The sequence below is a fragment of the Amycolatopsis sp. NPDC058986 genome (genome assembly GCF_042741125.1).
Lineage (GTDB): Bacteria > Actinomycetota > Actinomycetes > Mycobacteriales > Pseudonocardiaceae > Amycolatopsis.
Genome location: NZ_JBHYJW010000098.1, coordinates 1 through 22,348 on the forward strand (window position 1 = coordinate 1; position 22,348 = coordinate 22,348).

At 70.0% G+C, this 22,348-nt stretch carries 23 protein-coding genes and 1 pseudogene; 11 read left to right on the top strand and 13 right to left on the bottom strand.

Annotated features, from left to right (window positions below; all coding sequences use genetic code 11):
- Positions 1–41: 41 nt before the first annotated feature.
- The 4 genes from ACFW0G_RS43415 to ACFW0G_RS43430 all read right to left on the bottom strand — a co-directional run bounded on the left by ACFW0G_RS43415 (position 42) and on the right by ACFW0G_RS43430 (position 4,321).
- Entirely contained in the window at positions 42–1,688 is a 1,647-nt protein-coding gene (locus ACFW0G_RS43415; protein ID WP_378331414.1) for a cytochrome bc complex cytochrome b subunit, read from the bottom strand.
- Complete coding sequence (locus tag ACFW0G_RS43420; RefSeq protein ID WP_378331415.1) at positions 1,685–2,821, bottom strand: ubiquinol-cytochrome c reductase iron-sulfur subunit; 1,137 nt, start codon at positions 2,819–2,821, stop codon at positions 1,685–1,687. Before ACFW0G_RS43420 ends, ACFW0G_RS43415 begins: the two co-directional genes overlap by 4 nt.
- Entirely contained in the window at positions 2,818–3,636 is an 819-nt protein-coding gene (locus ACFW0G_RS43425; protein WP_378331416.1) for a c-type cytochrome, read from the bottom strand. The genes ACFW0G_RS43420 and ACFW0G_RS43425 overlap by 4 nt, the downstream gene beginning before the upstream one ends.
- 61 nt (positions 3,637–3,697) lie before the next feature.
- A complete protein-coding gene (locus tag ACFW0G_RS43430; RefSeq protein ID WP_378331417.1) occupies positions 3,698–4,321 on the bottom strand; it encodes a heme-copper oxidase subunit III in 624 nt (207 codons plus the stop codon).
- Positions 4,322–4,416: 95 nt separating this feature from the next.
- Between ACFW0G_RS43430 and ACFW0G_RS43435 the strand changes: the two genes are divergently transcribed.
- The 3 genes from ACFW0G_RS43435 (at position 4,417) to trpD (ending at position 6,364) form a co-directional block, all read left to right on the top strand.
- Positions 4,417–4,842, top strand: a complete 426-nt coding sequence (locus tag ACFW0G_RS43435) for a ribonuclease E inhibitor RraB (RefSeq protein WP_378331418.1) — start codon at positions 4,417–4,419, stop codon at positions 4,840–4,842.
- Positions 4,843–4,907: 65 nt separating this feature from the next.
- Positions 4,908–5,303, top strand: coding sequence for a hypothetical protein (locus tag ACFW0G_RS43440; protein ID WP_378331434.1), 396 nt, complete (start codon positions 4,908–4,910; stop codon positions 5,301–5,303).
- Between the two features lie 8 nt (positions 5,304–5,311).
- On the top strand, positions 5,312–6,364 hold the full coding sequence (gene trpD / locus ACFW0G_RS43445) for an anthranilate phosphoribosyltransferase (RefSeq protein ID WP_378331419.1): 1,053 nt from the start codon (positions 5,312–5,314) through the stop codon (positions 6,362–6,364).
- A gap of 80 nt (positions 6,365–6,444) precedes the next feature.
- On the opposite strand, the gene ACFW0G_RS43450 is transcribed toward trpD, so the two are convergent.
- Positions 6,445–7,404: a GlxA family transcriptional regulator gene (locus ACFW0G_RS43450; RefSeq protein ID WP_378331420.1), complete on the bottom strand. Its 960-nt coding sequence runs from the start codon at positions 7,402–7,404 to the stop codon at positions 6,445–6,447.
- 82 nt (positions 7,405–7,486) lie between these two features.
- Here ACFW0G_RS43450 and ACFW0G_RS43455 point away from each other — a divergent pair, with 82 nt between their 5' ends.
- Positions 7,487–8,419 (top strand): DMT family transporter, encoded by a 933-nt coding sequence (locus tag ACFW0G_RS43455; protein WP_378331421.1) that lies wholly within the window; start codon positions 7,487–7,489, stop codon positions 8,417–8,419.
- Here ACFW0G_RS43455 and ACFW0G_RS43460 read toward each other — a convergent pair.
- Together ACFW0G_RS43460 and ACFW0G_RS43465 are read right to left on the bottom strand one after the other, a co-directional pair.
- On the bottom strand, positions 8,367–8,786 hold the full coding sequence (locus ACFW0G_RS43460) for a cytochrome c oxidase subunit 4 (RefSeq protein WP_378331422.1): 420 nt from the start codon (positions 8,784–8,786) through the stop codon (positions 8,367–8,369). The two genes, ACFW0G_RS43455 and ACFW0G_RS43460, sit on opposite strands and share 53 nt — an antisense overlap.
- Positions 8,787–8,816: 30 nt before the next feature.
- The gene (locus tag ACFW0G_RS43465) at positions 8,817–9,761 is read right to left on the bottom strand and encodes a cytochrome c oxidase subunit II (protein WP_378331423.1); all 945 of its coding nucleotides are present in this window, start codon (positions 9,759–9,761) and stop codon (positions 8,817–8,819) included.
- A 193-nt stretch (positions 9,762–9,954) separates the two neighbouring features.
- Here ACFW0G_RS43465 and asnB point away from each other — a divergent pair, with 193 nt between their 5' ends.
- Positions 9,955–11,889, top strand: coding sequence for an asparagine synthase (glutamine-hydrolyzing) (gene asnB / locus ACFW0G_RS43470; RefSeq protein WP_378331424.1), 1,935 nt, complete (start codon positions 9,955–9,957; stop codon positions 11,887–11,889).
- 88 nt (positions 11,890–11,977) lie between these two features.
- Here the strand turns inward: asnB and ACFW0G_RS43475 are convergent, their stop codons facing one another.
- The gene (locus tag ACFW0G_RS43475) at positions 11,978–12,970 is read right to left on the bottom strand and encodes a carbohydrate kinase family protein (RefSeq protein WP_378331425.1); all 993 of its coding nucleotides are present in this window, start codon (positions 12,968–12,970) and stop codon (positions 11,978–11,980) included.
- 144 nt (positions 12,971–13,114) lie between these two features.
- On the opposite strand from ACFW0G_RS43475, the gene ACFW0G_RS43480 reads away from it, so the two are divergent.
- Positions 13,115–13,294, top strand: a complete 180-nt coding sequence (locus ACFW0G_RS43480) for a hypothetical protein (protein ID WP_378331426.1) — start codon at positions 13,115–13,117, stop codon at positions 13,292–13,294.
- Between the two features lie 84 nt (positions 13,295–13,378).
- Here ACFW0G_RS43480 and ACFW0G_RS43485 read toward each other — a convergent pair whose 3' ends face one another.
- The gene (locus ACFW0G_RS43485; protein WP_345403340.1) at positions 13,379–13,747 is read right to left on the bottom strand and encodes an iron-sulfur cluster assembly accessory protein; all 369 of its coding nucleotides are present in this window, start codon (positions 13,745–13,747) and stop codon (positions 13,379–13,381) included.
- A gap of 143 nt (positions 13,748–13,890) precedes the next feature.
- On the opposite strand from ACFW0G_RS43485, the gene ACFW0G_RS43490 reads away from it, so the two are divergent.
- Both ACFW0G_RS43490 and ACFW0G_RS43495 read left to right on the top strand, forming a co-directional pair.
- Complete coding sequence (locus ACFW0G_RS43490) at positions 13,891–14,544, top strand: DUF3043 domain-containing protein (RefSeq protein ID WP_378331427.1); 654 nt, start codon at positions 13,891–13,893, stop codon at positions 14,542–14,544.
- A 10-nt stretch (positions 14,545–14,554) separates the two neighbouring features.
- Positions 14,555–15,466 (top strand): annotated as a pseudogene (locus ACFW0G_RS43495) (aldo/keto reductase family protein); the annotation flags it as partial.
- Here ACFW0G_RS43495 and ACFW0G_RS43500 read toward each other — a convergent pair.
- Positions 15,450–16,157: a 2-C-methyl-D-erythritol 4-phosphate cytidylyltransferase gene (locus ACFW0G_RS43500; RefSeq protein WP_378331428.1), complete on the bottom strand. Its 708-nt coding sequence runs from the start codon at positions 16,155–16,157 to the stop codon at positions 15,450–15,452. The pseudogene ACFW0G_RS43495 and the gene ACFW0G_RS43500 sit on opposite strands and share 17 nt — an antisense overlap.
- Positions 16,158–16,226: 69 nt before the next feature.
- On the opposite strand from ACFW0G_RS43500, the gene cobT reads away from it, so the two are divergent.
- The gene (cobT, locus tag ACFW0G_RS43505; RefSeq protein ID WP_378331429.1) at positions 16,227–17,300 is read left to right on the top strand and encodes a nicotinate-nucleotide--dimethylbenzimidazole phosphoribosyltransferase; all 1,074 of its coding nucleotides are present in this window, start codon (positions 16,227–16,229) and stop codon (positions 17,298–17,300) included.
- A 404-nt stretch (positions 17,301–17,704) separates the two neighbouring features.
- On the opposite strand, the gene ACFW0G_RS43510 is transcribed toward cobT, so the two are convergent.
- Positions 17,705–18,808 carry a branched-chain amino acid aminotransferase gene (locus ACFW0G_RS43510; protein ID WP_378331430.1) on the bottom strand — a complete coding sequence of 368 codons (1,104 nt, stop codon included), beginning with the start codon at positions 18,806–18,808 and terminating at the stop codon, positions 17,705–17,707.
- A gap of 107 nt (positions 18,809–18,915) precedes the next feature.
- Between ACFW0G_RS43510 and ACFW0G_RS43515 the strand changes: the two genes are divergently transcribed.
- Positions 18,916–19,218, top strand: coding sequence for a hypothetical protein (locus tag ACFW0G_RS43515; protein ID WP_378331431.1), 303 nt, complete (start codon positions 18,916–18,918; stop codon positions 19,216–19,218).
- Here ACFW0G_RS43515 and ACFW0G_RS43520 read toward each other — a convergent pair.
- A complete protein-coding gene (locus tag ACFW0G_RS43520; protein WP_378331435.1) occupies positions 19,215–19,832 on the bottom strand; it encodes a DUF402 domain-containing protein in 618 nt (205 codons plus the stop codon). The genes ACFW0G_RS43515 and ACFW0G_RS43520 overlap by 4 nt on opposite strands.
- A complete protein-coding gene (locus tag ACFW0G_RS43525) occupies positions 19,825–20,682 on the bottom strand; it encodes a sulfatase (protein WP_378331432.1) in 858 nt (285 codons plus the stop codon). Before ACFW0G_RS43525 ends, ACFW0G_RS43520 begins: the two co-directional genes overlap by 8 nt.
- 100 nt (positions 20,683–20,782) lie before the next feature.
- Here ACFW0G_RS43525 and ACFW0G_RS43530 point away from each other — a divergent pair, with 100 nt between their 5' ends.
- Complete coding sequence (locus ACFW0G_RS43530) at positions 20,783–22,288, top strand: leucyl aminopeptidase (protein ID WP_378331433.1); 1,506 nt, start codon at positions 20,783–20,785, stop codon at positions 22,286–22,288.
- Positions 22,289–22,348: the final 60 nt, after the last annotated feature.

The window sequence follows — 22,348 nt, forward strand, 5'->3', positions numbered from 1 at the left end:
TCTGACGCCCGCAAGGTGGCCTTAACGGCAGTTCCGGCGAATCAGTGACCGGGGGTCTTCGAGGACTCCGAGGACTCCAGTTCGTGCGCACCGTGGCCGTTGCCGCGGGCCCGGTCCAGGGCCGCGGACTCCTCCGCCGGGTCCGGCGACCAGATCGAGCCGGGGACGGCGTGTCCCGCGGACCCGAGCTTGTTCATCTTCTTCGGCACCGACGCGCCCTGGTACTCCAGCGGGATCGCGTGGCCGTGGTCGTCCACACCGCCCAGCGGCTGGTGGATCTCGATGAACTCACCGTGCGGCAGCCGCTTGATGATGCCGGTCTCGACACCGTGCTCGAGCACCTCGCGGTCGGCCCGCTGCAGGCCGAGGCAGATCCGGTACGTCACGTAGTAGGCGATCGGCGGCACGATCAGGACGCCGATCCGGCCCGCCCACGTCGTGGCGTTCAGCGAGATGTCGAACTGGTCGGCGATGATGTCGTTGAACCCGGACAGCTCGATGACCATGAAGAAACCGAGCGCCATCATGCCCAGCGCGGTGCGGACCGGGGTGTCCCGCGGCCGCTGCAGCAGGTTGTGGTGCGCGTTGTCCTTCGACAGCTTCCGCTCGATGATCGGATACGCCAGCAACAGGCCGATCAGCAGCGGCATCCCGATGGCGCCGGGGAAGAACACCGCCGGGATCGTGTACTTCCCGAGGTAGACCTCCCACGCGGGCCAGATCCGCAGCATGCCGTCGGCCCATGCCATGTACCAGTCCGGCTGCGAACCCGCGGACACCTGCGCCGGGTTGTACGGGCCGATGTTCCAGATCGGGTTGATCTGGAAGATGCCCGACATCAGCGCGAGCACACCGACGACCAGCGCGAAGAACGCACCGCCCTTGAGCGCGAACACCGGCAGGATGCGGACGCCGACGACGTTGGTCTCCTTGCGGCGCACACCGGGGAACTGCGTGTGCTTCTGGTACCAGACCAGCGCCAGGTGCGCGCCGACCAGCGCGAGCATGATGCCCGGCAGCAGCAGGATGTGGATCGTGTACAGGCGCGGGATGATCACGTCGCCGGGGAACTCCCCGCCGAACAGCGCCCAGTGCAGCCAGGTGCCCATCACCGGCACCGACAGCACGATGCCCGACAGCGTCGCGCGGATACCGGTGCCCGAGAGCAGGTCGTCCGGCAGCGAGTAGCCGAAGAAGCCCTCGAACATGCCCAGGATCAGCAGCAGGCCACCGATCATCCAGTTCGCCTCACGCGGGCGTCGGAACGCGCCGGTGAAGAAGATCCGGAGCATGTGGACCATCATCGAGGCGACGAAGATCAGCGCGGCCCAGTGGTGCAGCTGCCGCACGAACAGCCCGCCGCGGACGTCGAAGGAGATGTCCAGCGTCGTGGCGAACGCGCGGGACATCTCGACGCCCTGCAGGTTCTTGAAGCTGCCGTGGTAGACGACCTCCTGCATGGAGGGGTCGAAGAACAGCGTCAGGTAGACACCCGAGAGCAGCAGGATGATGAAGCTGTAGAGCGCGATCTCGCCCAGCAGGAAGGACCAGTGGGTCGGGAACACCTTGTTGAACTGGTGCCGCAGGCCCTTGGCCATGTGAAAGCGGTCGTCGGCGTTCTTCGCCGCTTCGCCCACCTTCTGCTCGAGCAGGCTCGTGCCCTTCGTCGGCGTGGTCAGTGAACTCATGACTTGCGCTCCCAAAATGCCGGCCCGACCGGCTCGATGAAGTCACCGCGCGCGTACAGGTAACCCTGATCGTCCACTGTGATGGGCAGCTGGGCAAGCGGCCTGGTCGCCGGACCGAAAATCGGCTTGCCGTAGTGGAGCGCGTCGAACTGGGACTGGTGGCACGGGCAGAGGATCCGGTTGGTCCGCTGCTCGTACAGCGAAGTCGGGCAGCCGACGTGGCTGCAGATCTTCGTGTACGCGTACAGGTCACCGAAGTTGAAGTCCTCCTGGCCCTCGCGCTTGACCACGCGGGCGGCGTCGGTCGGGCGCAGGCGGATCAGCATGACCGGGTTGTCCGAGCGCTTGAACGCCTGGGACAGCGCGTGCTCGTCGTGCCGCTCGGACTCGCGGAACGGGAACACCGTCTCCATCGCGCCCGCGTCGAGGTCCTCGGCCTTGACCAGCACGATCTCCTCGGGCTTGCCGGTGTTGCGGCGCAGGTAGACCTTCTCACCGGGGTGCGCCGGCTGCCAGCCGGTGTGCCACAGCGAGTCCTTGTTGTCGGAGTTCTTCCACGGGTCCTTGATGAAGGACGCCACCGGCAGCGCCGCGGCCGCCAGGCCCAGCGCACCGGCACCCGCGCCGGCGGCCCGCTTGATCAGCGAGCGGCGGGCGATGGTGCTGCGGTTCCCGGCGTCGGCGAGCTGGGCGAGGATCGTCGCCTTGTCGATCTCCTTCGACCCGCCGTCGCCGCGCTCCTGGACCGTGGTCTCGGCCGGGATGAACTTCTTGGTGTAGAGCAGCACACCGATGCCGAGCCCGAGGATCGCGACACCGAGCGTGATCCCGAGGAACGGCGTGTACAGGCTGTAGAGGAACGCGGCGTGCTCGTCGTTGGGTTCCTTGTACTGCCACGGCCACCAGATGAGCGAGACCACGAACGCCAGCCCGGCCAGCGCGGAGAGCACGAACCAGAACGCCACCAGGCGCTCGGCCCTGCGCTCGGCGCGGGTCCCCTTGACCGGCCACGGCTCCGGGTAGTCGATGATCTCGACGCCGTCCAGCTTGCCGCCCAGCTCGAGCAGCTGGTCGCGGTCCATTTCAGCCAGTTCCGCCTCCGTCGGCGGCTTCGGCCCCTCCTCGGCACTCATGCCTTCGATCCAATCCACAACGTCACGCCGACCAGCGCGGCGATCCCGACGATGAAGGCGATCAGGCCCTCGGATGCGGGGCCGAACCCGCCGAGGCTGTTACCGCCAGGGTTGTTGTTGCCGTCGGACACGGACTTGACGTAGGCCACGATGTCCTTCTTCTCCTCCGGCGAGAGCTGCCGGTCGGAGAACTTCGGCATGTTCTGCGGCCCCGTGAGCATCGCGTCGTAGATCTGCTCTTCGGTGGCCGGGTCCAGGTTCGGCGCGTACTTGCCCGCCGAGAGGGCACCGCCGCGGCCGGTGAAGTTGTGGCAGGACGCGCAGTTGAGGCGGAACAGCTCGCCACCGCGCGCCGGGTCGCTGCCGCGCAGCGCCTCACCGCGTTCCGCGGGGCGCTGGACACCGCCGCCGTGCGCCTGGATGTAGGCGCCGACCGCGTCGATCTCGCTCTCCGACAGCTTCGGCGGCTTCCGCGCGGCCTGCGCCTCCTGGCGGACGGCGGGCATGCGGCCCGACGAGGTCTGGAAGTAGACCGCGGCGTCGCCGATGCCGATCAGGCTCGGGCCGCGGTCCTTGACACCCTCGAGGTTCGCGCCGTGGCACTCGATGCAGGTGTTGTTGTAGACCTGCTCGCCCTGGCGCAGCAGGGCCGGGTCGCCCTGCGCTGTCGCGGTCTGCGGCTCGGGGGCGAACACGGCGTACAGCGCGCCCGCTCCCACCAGCGCGACACCGAGTGCGAGCAGGCCGGCGAACCGCCTCCGCAGCTTCGACCGCGCGCGGTAGCGGCGCTCCGAGGACTTCTTGCTGGTGGTCATCTTGCGGCAACCCTTGCTGTCAGTTCAGGCCGATAGTGAACGTGGTGGCGGCGGAGCGGGATCAGGGAATGATGTAGATCACCGCGAAGAGGCCGACCCACACGATGTCGACGAAATGCCAGTAGTACGACACGACGATCGCGGAGGTGGCCTGCGCCGGCGTGAACTTGCTCAGCTTGGTCCTGATGAGCAGGTACACGAAGGCGATGAGACCGCCGATCACGTGCAGGCCGTGGAACCCGGTCGCCAGGTAGAACACCGTGCCGAACGGGCCCGACGGGATCGTCAGCCCCTCGTCGATCAGGTTCAGGTACTCGTTGCCCTGGCCGCCGACGAAGATCGCGCCCATGATCAACGTGACGATGTACCAGCGGCGCAGCCCGAAGACGTCGCCACGCTCGGCGGCGAACACGCCGAACTGGCAGGTCAACGAGGACAGCACGAGGATCACCGTGAACGGGATCGCGTACCCGACGTTGAGGTGGAAGGGCTCACCGTGCAGCGGCGGCGGCCAGTGGCCGGAGGAGTTCTGCGCCTTGACGGTGAAGAACATCGCGAACAGTCCGGCGAAGAACATCAGCTCGCTGGACAGCCACACGATGGTGCCGACACTGACCATGTTCGGCCGGTTCAGCGAGTGGACCCGCTGACTGATGGTGGGAGCTGCCGTTGTCACGCGTCGCATTATGTCCTCTCGCACCGGCACCCCGCCCTTCGGGTCCGCGGCGGGTCGCGTGCGGATCCGATCACATCGACCCCCGCCGAAGGTGAGAGCTACTCATGAGTTTCCTGAACGTGCTGCGTGACCTGCTGGGAAAGCGGGAAAGCCCCGCGCTGACCCCGGACACGCCCGGGCTGGAGATCGTCGCGGAGGCCTTCGACCCGGCCGAGGCGGACTCCGCCGTGCTCGCCCGTTCACCCGGCTGGGTACCCGACGCGCAGGCGGTGTTGCGGCACCATCTCACCCTGCCTCGTGAGCGGGTCGCCGACGCGGCGTCGATCCTCGCCCAGGACGGCTGGGACCTGCGCGAACGGTCCGAAACCGACGGCGTCGTCCGGGTCGAGGCACAGCGTGTCCAGGTCCTCGACGCGCTGCACTGCGCGCAGGAACGCTCACGGATGGCGGGGCTGGCCCAGCGGCTCGGCGGCGACTCGCTGGGCTGGGACGCCCGGCAACCGGGTGAGTCGCCGACCGCGCCCGCGTGATGTCGGTCATGCCGGATACGATCGCGGGGTCCACGGTGACGAGACGAGCTGGAGGCGTGCCGACTATGCGGATCCTGGTGTTCAGCCACAAGGCGGAGGTACGCGAGGCGATCGTCAACGCGATCGGCCGCCGCCCCGCCGCCGACCTCGGGCGGGTGGACTACGTCGAGGTCTCCGGGATCGCGGACGTGCTCAGCGAGATGGACGCCGGCGAGGTCGACCTGGCCATCCTGGACGGCGAGGCGCAGCCGACCGGCGGCATCGGGCTGTGCCGCCAGCTCAAGAGCGAGATCACCGACTGTCCGCCCGTGGTGATCTCCGTGCGGCGCAAGGACGACCGCTGGCTGGCGACGTGGTCGCGCGCGGACGCCGTCCTCGTGCACCCGCTCGACCCGCTGACCGCCGCGGAGACGGTGGCCGACGTGCTGCGCGCGCGCCGGGTGCCCGCCGTCAACGGCTGACCCCCCTCATGAGCGACACCCCTGTCCCCCGCACCTGGCCTTTGCTGCTCAACCAGCTGATCGCGCGCACCGACCTCACCGAGGACGACACCGCGTGGGCGATGGACCAGATCATGTCCGGTGCCGCCACGCCCGCGCAGATCGCCGGGTTCGCCGTCGCCCTGCGGGCCAAGGGCGAGACCCCGGCCGAGATCTCCGGTATGGCCGAGGCGATGCTGGCGCACGCGCACCGGGTGCGGATCGAGGGCCCGGCGGTGGACATCGTCGGCACCGGCGGTGACCGGTCGAACTCGGTGAACATCTCCACGATGGCGACGCTCGTCACGGCCGCCGCGGGCGCGCCGGTGGTCAAGCACGGCAACCGCAGCGCCTCGTCGAAGTCGGGCGCCGCCGACGTGCTGGAGTCGCTCGGCGTCGCGATCGACCTGCCGCCCGAGGGTGTCCGGCAGAGCCTCGCCGAAGTGGGCATCGGGTTCTGTTTCGCCCCGGCGTTCCACCCGGCGCTGCGGCACGCGGGCCCGGTGCGAAGCCAGCTCGGCGTGCCCACGACGTTCAACCTGCTCGGCCCGCTGACCAACCCGGCACAGCCGGAAAGCGCGCTGATCGGCTGCGCCTATCCGGACAAGACCCGGGTACTCGCCGAGGTCTTCGCCCGCCGCGGCGCGTCCGTGCTGGTCGTGCGGGGTGACGACGGTCTCGACGAGATCACCACCACCACGACGTCCTCGGTGTGGGTCGTCTCGGGCGGCCAGGTGACCGAGCGTGCCTTCGACCCGGCCGCGGTCGGGATCCCCCGTGCCACGACCGAGGACCTGCGCGGGGGCGACGCCGAGGCCAACGCACGCGTCGTCCGCGACCTCGTCAACGGCAAGACCGGCCCGGTACGGGACGCCGTGCTGATCAACGCCGCCGCCGCGCTCGCCGCGTTCACCGGCTTCACCGGCTCGCTCGAGGACGACATCGCCGCCGGGCTGGCCCGCGGTGCCGAGGCCATCGACACCGGCGCCGCCGCGGCCCTGCTGGACCGCTGGATCACCTTCTCCGCCAAGGCCCGCTCCTGACCCGACCGTCCACATCGGACATATTCCGCGCGCTGTGCTGAAGGGGACTTTCCTCGCATCCCATGCGAGGAAAGTCCCCTTCAGCCGCGGAAGGCGGCGCGGTAGGCCGTCGGCGTCGTCGAGCGCAGCCGGGTGAACTGGTGCCGCAGCGCGGCGGCCGAGGCGTATCCGCAGGCCACCGCGATGTCCTCGACCGACAGCCGTCCCTCCTCCAGCAGCGCCTGCGCGCGGTCGAGCCGCCGCTCGGTCAGCCAGCGGTGCGGCGTCGTCCCGGTGGCCGCCGAGAAGCGCCGCAGGAACGTCCGCTCGCCGAGGCCGCTGCGCCGCGCCAGTTCCGCGACGGTGAACGGCTGATCGAGCCGTCGCTCGACCCACTCCAGTGCCTCCGCGACGACGGAGTCGTCCGGCGCGGCCGTCGCCGGGACGGGCGCTTCGACGAACTGTGCCTGACCGCCCGTCCGGTGGGGTGCGGCCACCATGCGCCGCGCCAGCGCCGTCGCGGCCGCGACCCCGCGCAGCCGTCGCACCAGGTGCAGGCACAGGTCCACCGCGGCCACGGTGCCCGCGCTGGTCAGGACGCCGTCGTCGTCCACATACAGTGCTTGGGGGTCGACCTCGGCCGTGGGAAACCGCTCGCGGAACTCGGCCTCGTACACCCAGTGCACGGTGCAGCGCCGGCCGTCGAGCAGGCCCGCGTAGCCCAGGGTGAACACTCCCGCGCAGAATCCCGCCACCCACGCCCCGCGCGCGGCCGCGTCCCGCAGGACGTCGAGCACCGGCTCCGGCGGCGGCGCGGTCCGCGGCGCGCAGGTGGGCACGATGAGCAGATCCGCGCTCGTCGCGTAGTCCAAAGAGGACAAACCGGTGAGCCCGAAACCGGACCAGCTATGAACTTCCGCGCCCTCCGGAGCACAGACCGCGAAGTCCCAACCGTCCATTCCGGACGCACTGCGGTCGGTGCCGAACACCTCGCAGGCGACCCCGAGTTCGAACGGCGACACCTGGTCGGCGAGCACGACCGCGACACGGTTCACATCCACCCGGCCAGGATGTCACAAGTTTTGCGCCCGATGTCATTTCTGACACTGGTCGCTCGCGATCCGCCAGGCGAAGGTGGACGCCATGACGAACCTCTCCCCCGAAACCCGGCCACTTCTCCAGTGGTCGGCGGCGATGGCCCTGTCCGGCACCATCGGCGCGGTCGTGCTGGAAAGCGGCGCGGCGGCCCCTGCCGTGGCGTTCGCGCGCTGCCTCGTCGGCGGCGTCCTGCTGCTCCTGTGGTCCGCCGCGCGCGGCTGGCTGCACACCTGGCGGCCCACCCGCCGCGATTTCCTGCTCGCGGTGCTGGGCGGCGTCTTCCTCGTCGGCAACTGGGTGCTGCTGTTCGCCTCGTACGCGCTGTCGTCGATCTCCGTCAGCACCGTCGTCTACCACACCCAGCCGCTGATCCTGGTCGGTCTCGCCGCGGCGTTCCTCGGCGAGAAGGTGACGAAGAACCACCTCGTCCGGGCGGGCATCGCGTTCGGCGGGGTCGCGGTGATCTCCCTGTCCGCGCACGGCGAGGACGGGAAACCCGTGCGGCTGGCGGGAATCGGGCTGGCACTCGGCGCGGCCCTGCTCTACGCGGGAGCGTCCTTCGTGGCCAAGCAGCTCACGCACATCCGGCCGCATCTGCTGGCGGCGGTCCAGTGCGCGGTCGGCGCTGTCCTGCTCGCGCCCGCGTTGCTGCTGACGCCGCTGCCGTCGACGACGTCCGGCCTACTGTGGCTGGTGCTGCTGGGCACCGTGCACACGGCACTGATGTACGTGCTGATCTACGCCAGCATCGGGAAACTTCCGACGACCACGGTCGCCCTGCTGTCCTACGTGTATCCCGTGGTCGCGGTGCTTGTGGACGTCGCGGCCTACGGGCACCGGCCCAGCTGGCCGGAGCTGCTGGGCATGCTCGCGGTCCTGGCGGCGGCGCTCGCTCCGCGCCGCACCACCAGGACCGCGGTGAACGTCACTCGTGGTTCGGACCCGTGTGGTATTCGAACACCAGTCCGCCGATCGTGATCAGCAGCGCGACGATGGCGATGACGAGGAGCCAGACGTGGAAGAACGCGAGCGCGAGGCCGCCGAGCGCCGCCGAGGCGGCCAGGCCGATCGGCCAGTAGCTGCCCGGGCTGAAGAAGCCCAGCTCGCCGGCACCGTCGCTGATCTCCGCGTCCTCCCGGTCCTCCGGGCGTGCCTCGATCCGCCGGGAGACGAACCGCAGGTAGCTCCCGGCCAGCAGGGCGAGCCCGCCGGTCAGGATCAGGGCGACCACGCCGACCGGTTCGGTGCCGTAGCCGCTCATGTAGTGGGTCATGAACCCGTAGATGACGGCCACGACGAAGGCAAAGCCCGCGACGATGTCGAAGATCCGCGCTTCGACCTTCATGGACGTTTCCTTTCGAAGCTTCGGACCGGGTCAGTTGGACGCGGTACGGGCGGTGCGGTCGGTGTTGAACGGCTTGGTGGTGACCGCGTACGGGCTGCACAGCTCGCCGCAGTTCATCGCCGACAGCGCCTCGGACGCGGTGTTCGGCTTGCCGGTCTTCGGGTTCGTCTGCGTGCGCAGCTGGATGTACCGGTCGTACTTGTCCGGCGACAGCGCGCGGACCTCGAAGTTCATCACCGAGTGGTACGTGCCGCACAGCTCCGCGCACCGGCCGACGAAGGAGCCTTCGCGGTCGATGGAGTTCTGGAAGGAGAAGTCCTGGTTGTTCTTCTCCGGGTCCGGCATGACGTCCCGCTTGAAGTGGAACTCGGGGACCCAGAACGAGTGGATGACGTCGGTCGAGCGCAGCTTGTACTCGATCGTCTTGTTCGTCGGCAGCACCAGCAGCGGGATCTCGCCGGACGAGCCGACCGTGCTGACCTGGCCGCCGTCGGCGCGCTTGGCCTTGTCGCCCTCGTACTTGAACTCCCAGTTCCACTGGAAGGCGATCACGTCCACGGTGACGTCCGGGTTCGGCTTCTTGTCCAGAACCCTGCTCTCGGTCGTCGCGGTGAAGAAGAACAGCACGCAGACCATGATCGTCGGGACGACGACCGTGAACAGCTCCAGCGGGATGTTGTACTGGAACTGGCGGGGCAGCTCCTCTTCCTCGCCAGGGGCCGTCTTCTTCTTGCGGTGGAAGGTCGCGGTCCAGAAGATCAGCGCCCACACGATGACACCGACCACCAGCGCGGCGATCACGGTCCAGGTCCACAGCCACCGCATGTCGTTCGCCTGCGGGGTGACACCCACCGGCCAGCCGAACCGCAGGATCTCGTCGCCCGAGCAGCCCGTCGCGGTCAGCGCGACCAGCACCACCAGCGCGGCGACGCGGCCGACCCGCTTACCCACCGGGGTGCGCCCTGGATTTCCCACTGCGCCTCGCCCTTTCACCCAGAGCCTCCTCGACCGATCTTCGTGACAGGCGGAGCCTAGCCGAGTTGGCGGATCCCGCCGCCCAAGGGGTACGCGTGACACACGTGTCACCCACCACGGCCGGGTACCGGTGGCGCGCGGCATACTGGGCCCTTCCCAGACCCCGGCCACGACCAGAGGTGTGTGAGTACACGTGTGCGGCCTGCTTGGACTGATCTGCGCCACCGAGACCGACGCGGCGAACGCCCGTGACGCCGTCGGCGCGGCGATGCGCTGCCAGCGCCACCGCGGCCCGGACGAGCAGGACACCTGGGCCGATGCCGAGGTCGTCTACGGCTTCAACCGGCTCGCCTTCATCGACGTCGAGCACGCGCACCAGCCGCTGGTCTGGGGCCCGCCGGAGGCTCCGGCGCGCTACACGCTGAACTTCAACGGCGAGATCTACAACTACCTCGAGCTGCGAAAAGAGCTGACCGAGGAGCACGGCGCGAAGTTCGGCACCGAGGGCGACGGCGAGGCGATCGTCGCGGCGTACCACTACCTCGGCGAGGCCGCGGTCGAGAAGCTGCGCGGCATGTTCGCCTTCCTGATCTGGGACTCGCAGGAGAAGGTGGTCTTCGGCGCGCGCGACCCGTTCGGCATCAAGCCGCTGTTCTATTCCGCCGGACCGGGCGGGATCGCGTTCTCCAGCGAGAAGAAGTCCCTGCTGGAGCTGTCGGACACGCTCGGCGTCGCCGAGGAGCTGGACCGGACGGCCCTGCAGCACTACCTCGTCCTGCAGTACGTGCCCGAGCCCGAGTCGCTGCACACCGGGATCCGCCGCGTCGAGTCCGGCACGTCGTTCCGCCTGAAGCCCGGCGGTGAGGTGAAGTTCACCCGGTACTTCCACCCGCAGTTCACCGTGAAGCCCGTGAACAGCGAGGCCGAGGCCGAAGCGCTGTACGAGCGCATCGCCGATGTGATGCGCGACTCGGTTTCCAAGCACATGATCTCCGACCCGGACGTCACGGTCGGCGCCTTCCTCTCCGGCGGGATCGACTCGACCGCGACCGCGACGCTGGCCAAGGAGCACAACCCGAACCTCATCGCGTTCACCAGCGGGTTCGAGCGCGAGGGCTACTCCGAGGTGGACGTCGCCGCCGAGTCGGCCGCGGCGATCGGCGTCGAGCACGTGGTCCGCATCGTGTCGGCGGACGAGATGATGGAAACGCTGCCGCTCATCGTCTGGTACCTCGACGACCCGGTGGCCGACCCGGCGCTGGTGCCGCTGTGGTTCATCGCCCGCGAGGCCCGCAAGCACGTCAAGGCGGTGCTGTCCGGTGAAGGCGCGGACGAGTTGTTCGGCGGCTACACGATCTACGGCGAACCGCTGTCGCTGGCGCCGTTCGAGAAGATCCCCGGCGGTGTGCGGAAGCTGCTCGGCAAGGTTTCCACGAAGATCCCCGAGGGCACACGCGGCAAGGACCTGCTGCGCCGTGGCGCGCTGACGCTGGAGGAGCGCTACTACGGCAACGCGCGCAACTTCCGCGACGAGCAGCTGCGCGCGGTGCTGCCGGACTTCGCCGAGGGCATCGGCTTCATGGACGTCACCGCGCCCTGGTACCGCGAGTCGAAGGGCTGGGACCCGGTCGCGCGGATGCAGCACGTCGACCTGTTCACCTGGCTGCGCGGCGACATCCTGGTCAAGGCGGACAAGGTGACCATGGCGAACTCGCTGGAGCTGCGGGTGCCGTTCCTCGACGCCGAGGTGTTCAAGGTCGCCGCGAGCATCCCGCTCGACCAGAAGCTGGCGGGCGGTACCACGAAGTACGCGCTGCGCAAGGCGTTGACGAAGATCATCCCGCCGCACGTGATCAACCGGAAGAAGCTGGGCTTCCCGGTGCCGATCCGGCACTGGCTGCGGGACGAGATGTACGACTGGGCACGCGGGATCATCGCGGACTCGAAGACCGACGCGCTGCTCGACAAGAACGCCGTGCTGGCGCTGCTGGAGGAGCACAAGGCCGGGCAGTTCGACCGCAGCAGGCAGATCTGGGCGCTGCTGGTGTTCATGATCTGGCACGGGATCTTCGTCGAGCACCGCATCAAGCCCGAGATCCCCGAGCCTGTCTACCCCGTCAAGCTCTAGGGTCCCGGCCTGCCGTCAAGGCCACCTTACGGGCGTCTGGCGCCCGTAAGGTGGCCTTGACGGCGTCTTGAACCGCGCGGACAGCGGGTCAGACGGCGGGCAGGACGGGGGCGATCTCGTCGGCGGCAGCCGGGCCGAAGGCCTCGCCGATGCGGGCCAGCGCGTCGGCGCGGTCGAAGGTCCATTCCTGGGGCCCGACGGTCTCCAGTACGAGCACCGCGACCAGCGAGCCGAGCTGCGCGGACCGCTCGACGTCGAGGCCTCCGTCGAGACCGGCGAGGAAGCCCGCGCGGAAGCCGTCGCCGACACCGGTCGGGTCGACCTTCGCCCGCTCCGGCACCGCGCCGATGGTCAGCGAAACACCGTCCTTGCCGACGATCTCGACGCCCTTCTCGCCCAGCGTGGTGATCCGCATCCCGACCTGGCCGAGCACGTCGGCCTCGGTCCAGCCGGTCTTCTGCAGCAGCAGTTCCCATTCGTAGTCGTTGCTGAACAGGTACTTCGCCCCGGCGACGAACCCGCGGGCCTGCTCGCCGTCCATCCTGGCGAGCTGCTGCGAGGGGTCGACGGCGAAGTCGTAGCCGCGCTGACGGCATTCCTCGGCGTGGCGGATCATGCCGTCGGGGTCGTCCGGGCTGATCAGCACCAGGCTCAGCGCGCCGGCGCGTTCGGCGATCGGCTGCAGTTCGATGTTGCGCGACTCCGCCATCGCGCCGGCGTAGAACGTGGCGATCTGGCACAGGTCCTGGTCGGTGGTGCAGACGAACCGCGCGGTGTGCGCGACCTCGGAGACGAGCACGCCGGAGGTGTCGACGCCGTGGCGCTCGAGCCAGGATCGGTAGTCGGCGAAGTCGGCGCCCACCGCGCCCACGAGCACCGGCCGCACCCCGAGCACGCCGAGACCGAAGGCGATGTTGGCGCCGATCCCGCCGCGCCGGACGACCAGATCATCGGCGAGGAAGCTCAGTGAGACCCGGTGCAGCTGCTCGGCGACGAGTTGCTCGGCGAACCTGCCGGGGAAGTGCATCAGATGGTCGGTTGCGATACTGCCGGACACCGCGATCCTGGCCTTGTCTGCCACCGGTACTCCTCTTGTTCCTCGACCTCGGCTGGGGACGCAAGTTACCCGTGAGTCGTAACCCGTACGGGTAATTCGCGCGCACCAGACGACACTACCGGCTGGTACTGCTTTCCGGCTGGAGTGCGGATCAATAGCGTGACCGACGTGAACGCCCCGAACGTCGTCCCGGAACCGGAAACCATCGGCGAACTGATCTCCGACTGCGCCCACATCCCGGCCGCCCTCCAAGCCGAGAACCTGCCGCTGCCACGCGAAGCGGCGCCGCCATGGACCGTCGACGACGCGTGCCACGCGCAGGTCGCCGAACTCGACGCGTACGTCTGACCGCAGACATCGCACAACAACGGAGAAGGGCCGTTACTCCCCGTGGAGTAACGGCCCTTCTCCGTTGTCGGCAGGCGCGGCGCGTCAGTGGAACGAGTCGCCGCAGGCGCAGCTCCCGGTCGCGTTCGGGTTGTCGATCGTGAAGCCCTGCTTCTCGATCGAGTCGACGAAGTCGATCACGGCCTCGGACACGTACGGCGCGCTCATCCGGTCGACGGCCACACGCAGGCCGTCGAAGTCGCGGAACAGGTCGCCGTCGAGCTCGCGCTCGTCGAAGAACAGCTGGTAGCGCAGGCCCGCGCAGCCGCCGGGCTGAACGGCGATGCGCAGGTGCATGTCGTCGCGGCCCTCCTGCTCGAGCAGCGCCTTCGCCTTGGCGGCCGCGGCGTCGGTCAACGTCACGCCGTGGGTCTCCTCGGCGGTACCAGCGCCGGTCTGCTCAGCGGTCGTCATGGCACTCCCTCTTGGTCGAACTTCCTGCGGGTACTCCTGGTGCACTACGTACAACACGGCAGGGTCCCGATCTGTTCCCCTCCATGGTCGCACATCGATCGACCTGGTGAACGGCGCCGTGACGCCTGCAATACCCTGGTGAGGTGAGGTTCCTGCGCCGCAGCTCTGCTGACACCCCCGCCACCGAAGCCGAGTCGGTCGAGGCGGACGCCGTCGACGTCCAGGGGAAGGCCTACACGCCCGGCAAGGGCAAGGCCACCCCGAAGCGGCGCGAAGCGGAGGGCAAGCGGCGTGGCCCGGTGGCCCCGCCGCCGACCACCATGCGCGAGGCGATGAAGCGCAACAAGGAACTGCGCAAGGCCAACCCGGTCAGCAAGGAGGAGCGCCGCTCCGCCGCCAAGGAACGCCGGGACCGGATGATGGCGGGCGAGGACAAGTACCTGCTGCCCCGTGACCGCGGGCCGGTCAAGGCCTACGTCCGGGACCTGGTGGACTCGCGGCGCAACCTGCTCGGGCTGTTCATGCCGCTGGCCATCCTCGTGTTCGTGGCCCTGCTCGTGCCCTACCCCGCCGCGCAGCAGTACGTCACGCTGCTGTGCACCGCGATGCTGCTGGTGATGGCGATCGAGGGCTTCGTCAACGGCCGCAAGATCGCGAAGCTGGCCAGGGAACGGTTCCCGAAGGAGACCATCAACGGCCGCACCGTCGGCTGGTACGCGTTCGTCCGCGCCAGCCAGATCCGCAAGCTGCGCGTGCCCAAGCCGCGGCTCAAGCCGGGCGACCCGATCCCGAACTGACCTGCGTTCGTCACAGGTCGAGGAGGAGCAGGCACAGGCCTGCATCAAGGCCGCGCTCGACGCGGGCATCACCACCTTCGACACGGCCGACGTGTACGCCAACACGGCGGCGGAGTCGGTGCTCGGACGTGGTCTCAAGGGGCAGCGGCGGGAGAGCCTGGAGATCTTCACCAAGGTCTTCTGGCCGACCGGGCCCGGCGGCCCGAACGACAAGGGGCTGGGCCGCAAGCACATCATGGAGTCGGCGCACGCCTCCCTGAAGCGGCTCGGCACGGACTACGTCGACCTGTACCAAGCGCACCGGTTCGACCGCACGGTGCCGCTGGAGGAGACGTTCGGCGCGTTCGCGGACCTGGTCCGCCAGGGCAAGGTGCTCTACATCGGCGTCTCGGAGTGGACGGCGGAGCAGATCACCCGGGGCGCGGCGCTCGCCCGTGAGCTGAAGATCCCGCTCATCTCCAGCCAGCCGCAGTACAACATGCTGTGGCGGGTCATCGAGCCGCAGGTCGTGCCCGCCGCCGAGCGGGAGGGGCTGAGCCAGATCGTCTGGTCGCCGATCGCGCAGGGTGTGCTGACCGGGAAGTACAAGCCCGGTCAGGCGCCGCCGGTGGGGTCCCGCGCGACCGATGAGAACGGCGCGCGGATGATCGCACGGTTCCTCAACGACGACGTGCTCACGCGCGTCACGAAGCTGGAGTCGCTCGCGACCGACGCCGGGCTCAGCATGGCCAAGCTGGCGGTGGCGTGGGTGCTGCAGAACCCGAACGTCGCCTCGGCGATCGTCGGCGCCTCGCGCCCGGAGCAGGTGCACGAGAACGTCAAGGCGGCCGGGGTGAAGCTGGAGGCCGACCTGCTGACCGCGATCGACGAAGCCCTCGACGGCGTCGTCGAGCGCGATCCGACCCTCACCCAGAGCCCGTGATCACCCGGTCCGCGACCACGAGGTCGTGCGGGTAGGTGATCTTGAGGTTCTCCGCGCTGCCGGGCACCCAGCGCACCGGCAGCGCGGAGAACCGCTCCATGCACGAAGACGTGTCCGTGCCGAGAAACTCTTCCCGCTCGGCCTGTTCGTAGGCCGCCAGCAGCGGCGCGGCGCGGAAGCCCTGCGGCGTCTGGACCCGGATCGCGCCCGGCACGCGCGAGGACAGCGCGTCGCCGGAGACCGCGACGACGTCGTCCGCGGCGAGACCGGGCACCGCTCCCCCGTACTCCCTGGTCTGCGTCAAGACGTCCTCGATCAGCTTCGCCGTCACCAGCGGGCGGGCGGCGTCGTGCAGGAGGACCGCGTCGATCCGGCCGTCGGCGATGCGGGGCGCGAGATGGCGCAGCGCGTTGAGTTCGGACGCCTGCCGGGTGTCGCCGCCGTGCACCAGCTCGACCGGCTTTGGATGCCGGGCCACGACCTCGGCGGCCAGTTCCTCGTCCTGCGGCCGGACGACGAGCACGAGCACGCCGACCTCGGCCACCTTGGCGAACGCGTCGAGCGACCACGCGACCACCCGGCGGCCCGCCAAGGGCAGGTACACCTTGTTGAGCTTCGCGCCGACCCTGGTGCCCGCGCCGCTGGCCAGCACGACACCGGCCGCGGTGGGCGCTGGAAGACTTTCCCGCACGCGCGAACCCTACTGGCCCCGGCACACCGGCGAGGACCCGATGGGTCTGCGGGCGCTAGTGTTTCGAGCGTGGAGACTCCCATCGAGTTCGCCGAGATCGAGGCCCCCGACGACCACGCCCGATCGGCGGCGATCGCCCTGCACGGCAATCTGATCAAGCCCGCCGGATCGCTGGGCAGGCTCGAGGATCTCGGCGTGTGGATCGCGGCCTGCCAGGGCCAGTCCCCGCCCCGCCCGTTCTCCCGGCCGCGCGTGGTCGTGTTCGCCGGGGACCACGGCATCGCGGCGAAGGGTGTCTCGGCCTATCCCGCCGAGGTCACCGCCCAGCTGCTGGGCACGATGCTCACCGGCGGCGCCGCCATCAACGTGCTGGCCGCGGCGGCGGGCGCCAGCGTGCGGGTGGTCGACATGGCCGTCGACACCGAGACGTCGGCGATGCGCGCGGTCAGCGAGTTCAAGGTGCGGCGCGGCTCGGGCTCGATCGACGTCGAGGACGCGCTCACCGGCGACGAGGTGCTCGCCGCGGTGCGGGCGGGTATGCGGATCGCCGACGCCGAGGTCGACGGCGGCGCGGATCTGCTCGTCGCGGGGGATCTCGGGATCGGCAACAGCACTCCGGCGTCGGTGCTGGTCGCGGCGCTGACCGGCAGCGAGCCGGTGGCGGTGGTCGGCCGCGGCTCCGGCATCGACGACACGACGTGGATGCGCAAGGCGGCCGCGGTCCGGGACGCGCTCCGGCGGGCCCGCGCGGTGCTGGCCGACCCGGTCGCGTTGCTGCGGACCACCGCGGGCGCGGACATCGCGGCGATGGCGGGCTTCCTGGCCCAGGCCGCCGTGCGCCGGACCCCGGTCGTGCTCGACGGGCTCGTGGTGACCGCGGCGGCACTGGTCGCCGAGGAGCTGGCGCCGGGTGCCCGCCGCTGGTGGGTCGCCGGGCAGCTGACCGGCGAACCGGCGCACGCGCTCGCGCTGGAACACCTCGACCTCGGCGCGCTGCTGGACCTCGACGTCCGGCTCGGCGAGGGCACCGGCGCGGTGGCGGCCCTGCCCCTGCTGGCGATGGCGGCCCGCGTACTGGCGGAGATGGCCACCCACGACCAGTCCGGCGTCAGCGGCCCCCTGGTCCCGGCCCCTGCCTCCTGACGCGCCCCTTCGCTACGTGGGGGTGTCCCCCACCCTCTCCGGGGGCGACCCCGACATCCATTCTACCGGCGGGGTACGACAGAACTGCGTTTTCGCCGGTTTCGGGCGGAGGTTGTCCACAACGCGGAGGGTGTGTGGACAACCGCGGGCAGCACCGCTGGCGTGGTGTCCCCAACGACGCGTACGAGACGTTGAACGTCCCCAACGCGTCGTTCGCGGCGGGCCGGGACAGGCCGGGTGCTGAAGGACGCTTTCAGTGCGTTGGATGCACTGAAGGGCGCCTTCAGTGCATCGAGCGCACCGAAGGCGCCCTTCAGCACACCAGCCGTCCACAAAGGACACTCAAGCACCAAAAGGGGCCGCCCCGAAGGAAAACCCTCGAGACGGCCCCGGAAAAGCCCGGATCAGGACATCTTGAGCATCCAGCCCTCGGGCGCCGAATGCGTGCCCTCCTGAATGCCGGTGAGCAGCTCACGCAGCTTCATGGTCAGCTCGCCCGGCTTCCCGCCCGCGATCGAGAACTGCCCGCCCGCGTGCTTCACGTGCCCGACCGGCGTGATCACCGCGGCCGTACCGCAGGCGAACACCTCGGTGAGCGCGCCGGACGCGGCCTCCTTCTCCCACTCGTCGGTGGAGATACGCCGCTCCTCGACCGCGTAGCCGAGCGAGGAAGCCAGCTGCAGCAACGACTTCCTGGTCACGCCGGGCAGCAGCGAACCGGTCAGCTCGGGCGTCACCACCCGCGCGTCCGAGCCGGAGCCGAAGACGAAGAACAGGTTCATCCCGCCCATCTCCTCGACCCAGCGCCGCTCCACCGCGTCCAGCCAGACCACCTGGTCGCAGCCCTGCTCCACGGCCTGCGCCTGCGCGACGAACGACGCCGCGTAGTTCCCGGCGCACTTCGCGAACCCGGTGCCACCGGGCGCCGCGCGGACGTACTCGGTGGACAGCCACACACTGACCGGCTTCACTCCACTGGCGAAGTACGAACCCGCCGGGGACGCGATGAGCGCGTACACGTATTCGTTCGCGGGCCTGTTCACGCCGAGACCGGCCTCGGTCGAGATCATGAACGGGCGCAGGTAGAGCGATTCGCCCTGTTTCGTGGGCACCCAGCGGTCGTCCACCGCGAGCAGCTCGCGGATCGACTCGATGAAGATGTCCTCGGGCAGCTTCGGCATCGCGAGCCGTTCGGCCGAATGCTGGAACCGCTCGGCGTTCGCGTCGGGCCGGAACGCGGCGATCGAACCGTCGGGCTGACGGTAGGCCTTGAGGCCCTCGAAGATCGCCTGGCCGTAGTGCAGCACCGACGTCGCCGGGTCGAGCGTGAACGGCGTGTACGGGCCGACGGTGGCGTCGTGCCAGCCCTTCTCGGCGGTCCATTTCACAGTGACCATGTGGTCGGTGAAATGCGTCCCGAAGCCGGGGTTCGCCAATACTTCCGCGACGCGGTCCGCACTCGCGGGATTCGGGTGTGGGACATGCGAGAACTGCGTCGTGGTCGTCATGGTTAGACAATAGCTCTTAGTCGGACGGGCGTTAGTCGGAAGTCCGGCCTTTCGCCGGTTCGCCGGAACTCGCGGCACACCGCCGGGAGACAGCCTAGGATGACGACGTGACCTACCACCCCGCGCAGCCCGCGAAGACCAAGTCCCCCGGTGCGGGCACGGACGTCAAGACGTTCGCCACCGCGGTCCTGCTGACCTTCGGCGCCGGTCTGCTCGGCATGGTCGGCTGGGCCCTGCTCAGCAGTGGTTTCGGCGGTTTCCTCGGCCTGGTGGCCGCCGGATTCGGCATCTGGTGGTGGGCGAAGATCCACGGCAAGGTCATCCCGCGGGAGCTGAGGACCCGCTCGGTGGTCATCCTGCTGGTGGTGAACGCCGTCCTCGCCCTCGCGCTCTTCCTCCTCGCGGGTTAGCCGGGCAGCAGGGGCGCCGGCCAGCCGGGCTCCGGGCGGAAGTCGGTGCCGGTCCCGTCGAAGGGGTAGGCCCCGCGCTCGACCAGCCCGCCGACCCGCTCCCCCTCCGCGCGCAGCCGGTCCAGCTGGGCCGGGGTGAGCCTGCCCGCCTCGACCGCCGCGCCCGCCTCGTCCTCGTCCTTCCACCGCCAGCCACCGTCCGGCGTGACGACGAGGTCGAGGATGCCGTCCATGCGGTCCGGGCCGGCCGCGGTCCGCCCGAGCGGTACCTCCAGATTGACGTACCAGCCCTGAAAACCGCCCGCCGCGTCGAAGAACCACCACACCGAGGACCACTCGTCGTCGGCGATGCGCCGCAGTGTCGAGGTCTCGTGCCAGATCGACGGCACGGACGTCCGGGGCATGCGGAACCGCTCGCTCAACGGCGCCTCGCGCAGGGGCCGCCCGTCGGCGAGCCTGCTGGCCATGATCGCGGTGCCCGCCGGGAGCCAGGCCAGCAGCACGCGGCCGTCGTCGGAAAGCACCCTCAGCGGATGCTGCTGCCCGACACTGCCGTCGGGCCGCAGAAAGCGCTCCACCACCGTCTGTCCCGGGCGCCAGCGGAGATCACACACGTCGTCCACGGTACCTGCTCGCGCGCACACGCAGTAGCAGCTCGACTACACTTCCCAGGCCGGCGGCCACCAGCGCGGCGAACGGACCGGCCACCGCCGCGGCCGCCGCGGCGAGCAGCCCGGCCGCGACCGCCGCCGTACCGCTCCTCGGGGCGATCCGTTCACGGGCTTCGGTGAACGTGGCGAGCGAAGCGGGCAGAGTCGCGAGCACCAGCACGACGGTGAGCAGCGGCTGCAGGGTCCCGGCGTCGGCGGCGGCGAGCAGATCCCGCATCGACGTCGCCGAAAGGCCGAGGCGGACGGGTCCGAGCTGGTACAGCGCCGCGGCGGTGACCAGGAGCGCGACCACGCCGAGCGCCGCCGTCCGCCGTCCGGCGTGGTCGGTGCGCTGCGGCAGCAGCAGCGGGAACACCACGAGCAGCGCCACCAGAACACCGGGCAGTCCGGGGGAAGCGATCCCGGGCCGGGCTCCGACCGGCGCGACCACGACGCATATCGCCACCAGCACGAGCGCCGCGACCAGCAGCACCACCGTCACCCAGCGGGCCAGCGGCGCGGGCAGCCGGATTCCGGCGAAGTCCGCGGCCGCGACCACGACGACAAGGGCGGCCGCGGCCAGACCCGGGTACGCGGGAACGGCGTAGACACCGAACGCTGTCGCCTGCACGACCACGGCGGCGAGCCGCGCGAAGCAGGCGACGTACCGCTCGGGACCCTCTTCGCCGAGCTGGGGCAGACGCCCTGCGAGCCCGGCGAGGAGCACGGCGAGCACGACCGCGGCGAGGACCCAGTACCCGGCACTCGCGGCCCCCACGGCGAGTGCGAGCGGCAATCCGCCACCGAGGCGCACGAGAACCCCTTTCCGTTCCGGGCCGCTTTGTCATTAGCATGGCTCACGATCCGACCGGGCCACCGTCCGGTACCGACAAGACCGCACGAGGAGCCACACCGTGACCGTGCCCAAACTCGCCCTCTCCGAGAATTCCGAAGGGGCCCTCGCCAAGACGCGCGCGGACGTCGTCGTGGTCGGCACTCTGCAGGGCGAGGACGGGCCGGTGCTCGCTTCCGGCGCCTCGGTCGCCGACGGCGCGTTCGACGGCAAGCTCGCCGAGGTCCTCGCCACGCTCGGCGCGAGCGGGAAGGCCGAGGAGATCGTCAAGCTGCCGACGCTGGGGAAGCTGACGCCGTCGGTCGTGCTCGCGGTCGGCCTCGGCAAGGCGGACGCGGACGGTGCCGTCACCGCCGAGCAGGTCCGCCGCGCCGCCGGTGCCGCGGCCCGCGCGCTGGCCGGCACCGACCGCGCGTTCGTCACGCTCTCCGAGCTGGACCTGCGGGCCGCCGTCGAGGGCACCGTGCTCGGCGCGTACGTGTTCACCGAGTACCGCTCCGAGGCCGGCGACGCCCCGGTGTCCAAAGTGGACTTCGCGAGCCCCGCCGACGGCGCCGCGAAGGACCACAAGGCGACGCTCAAGACCGCGACCGCGACCGCCGAGGCGGTCATCATCGCCCGCGACCTGATCAACACCCCGCCGAACGACCTGTTCCCGGCCTCCTTCGCCGCCCGCGCGCAGAAGCTGGCCGAGGCGAACGGCCTCGAGTTCGAGGTGCTGGACGAGAAGGCGTTGAAGCGCAAGGGATTCGGCGGCATCCTCGGCGTCGGCGGCGGCTCCTCGCGCCAGCCGCGCCTGGTGCGCGTCGCCTACAAGCCCGCCAAGGCGGCCAAGAAGGTCGCGCTGGTCGGCAAGGGCATCACGTTCGACTCGGGCGGTATCTCGATCAAGCCCGCCGCGAACATGGACCACATGACCTCGGACATGTCCGGTGCCGCCGGGGTGCTCGCCTCGGTCGTGCTGGCGGCGAAGCTCAAGCAGCCGCTGGAGGTCGTCGCCCACATCCCGCTGGCGGAAAACCTGCCGTCGGCGACGTCGTACCGGCCTGGTGACGTGCTCCGCATGTACGGCGGCAAGACCGTCGAGGTGCTCAACACCGACGCCGAGGGCAGGCTCGTGCTGGCCGACGCGATGGTGCGCGCCGCCGAGGAGAACCCGGATTACCTGATCGAGACCTCGACGCTGACCGGCGCGCAGGTGGTCGCGCTGGGCAACCGCACCGCCGGGGTCATGGGCTCGGACGAGTTCCGCGACCGCGTCGCGAAGCACGCGCAGGAGACCGGCGAGGGCGGCTGGGCCATGCCGCTGCCGGAGGAGCTGCGCGGCGAACTCGACTCGCGGCTGGCCGACCTGGCCAACGTCACCGGCCACCGCTGGGGCGGCATGCTCGCGGCCGGGATCTTCCTGCGCGAGTTCGTCGCCGAGGGCCTGCCCTGGGCGCACATCGACATCGCGGGCCCGTCGTTCAACACCGGTTCGCCGTGGGGCTACACCGGCAAGGGCGGCACCGGCGTCCCGGTCCGCACGATCTCCGCGGTGCTCGCGGACATCGCCGAGCAGGGCTGAGTTCCCGACCGTTCCGACATGCCGTTAAGGCCACCTTACGGGCGTCTGACGCCCGTAAGG

Coding starts and splice junctions, on each gene's coding strand:
- ACFW0G_RS43485 (WP_345403340.1), bottom strand. CDS start 13,747: ATGACGACCGCTGAGCAGACCGGCGCTGGTACCGCCGAGGAGACCCAC.
- ACFW0G_RS43415 (WP_378331414.1), bottom strand. CDS start 1,688: ATGAGTTCACTGACCACGCCGACGAAGGGCACGAGCCTGCTCGAGCAG.
- ACFW0G_RS43430 (WP_378331417.1), bottom strand. CDS start 4,321: ATGCGACGCGTGACAACGGCAGCTCCCACCATCAGTCAGCGGGTCCAC.
- trpD (WP_378331419.1), top strand. CDS start 5,312: ATGAGCGACACCCCTGTCCCCCGCACCTGGCCTTTGCTGCTCAACCAG.
- ACFW0G_RS43435 (WP_378331418.1), top strand. CDS start 4,417: ATGAGTTTCCTGAACGTGCTGCGTGACCTGCTGGGAAAGCGGGAAAGC.
- ACFW0G_RS43460 (WP_378331422.1), bottom strand. CDS start 8,786: ATGAAGGTCGAAGCGCGGATCTTCGACATCGTCGCGGGCTTTGCCTTC.
- ACFW0G_RS43440 (WP_378331434.1), top strand. CDS start 4,908: ATGCGGATCCTGGTGTTCAGCCACAAGGCGGAGGTACGCGAGGCGATC.
- ACFW0G_RS43425 (WP_378331416.1), bottom strand. CDS start 3,636: ATGACCACCAGCAAGAAGTCCTCGGAGCGCCGCTACCGCGCGCGGTCG.
- ACFW0G_RS43510 (WP_378331430.1), bottom strand. CDS start 18,808: ATGACGACCACGACGCAGTTCTCGCATGTCCCACACCCGAATCCCGCG.
- ACFW0G_RS43455 (WP_378331421.1), top strand. CDS start 7,487: ATGACGAACCTCTCCCCCGAAACCCGGCCACTTCTCCAGTGGTCGGCG.
- ACFW0G_RS43420 (WP_378331415.1), bottom strand. CDS start 2,821: ATGAGTGCCGAGGAGGGGCCGAAGCCGCCGACGGAGGCGGAACTGGCT.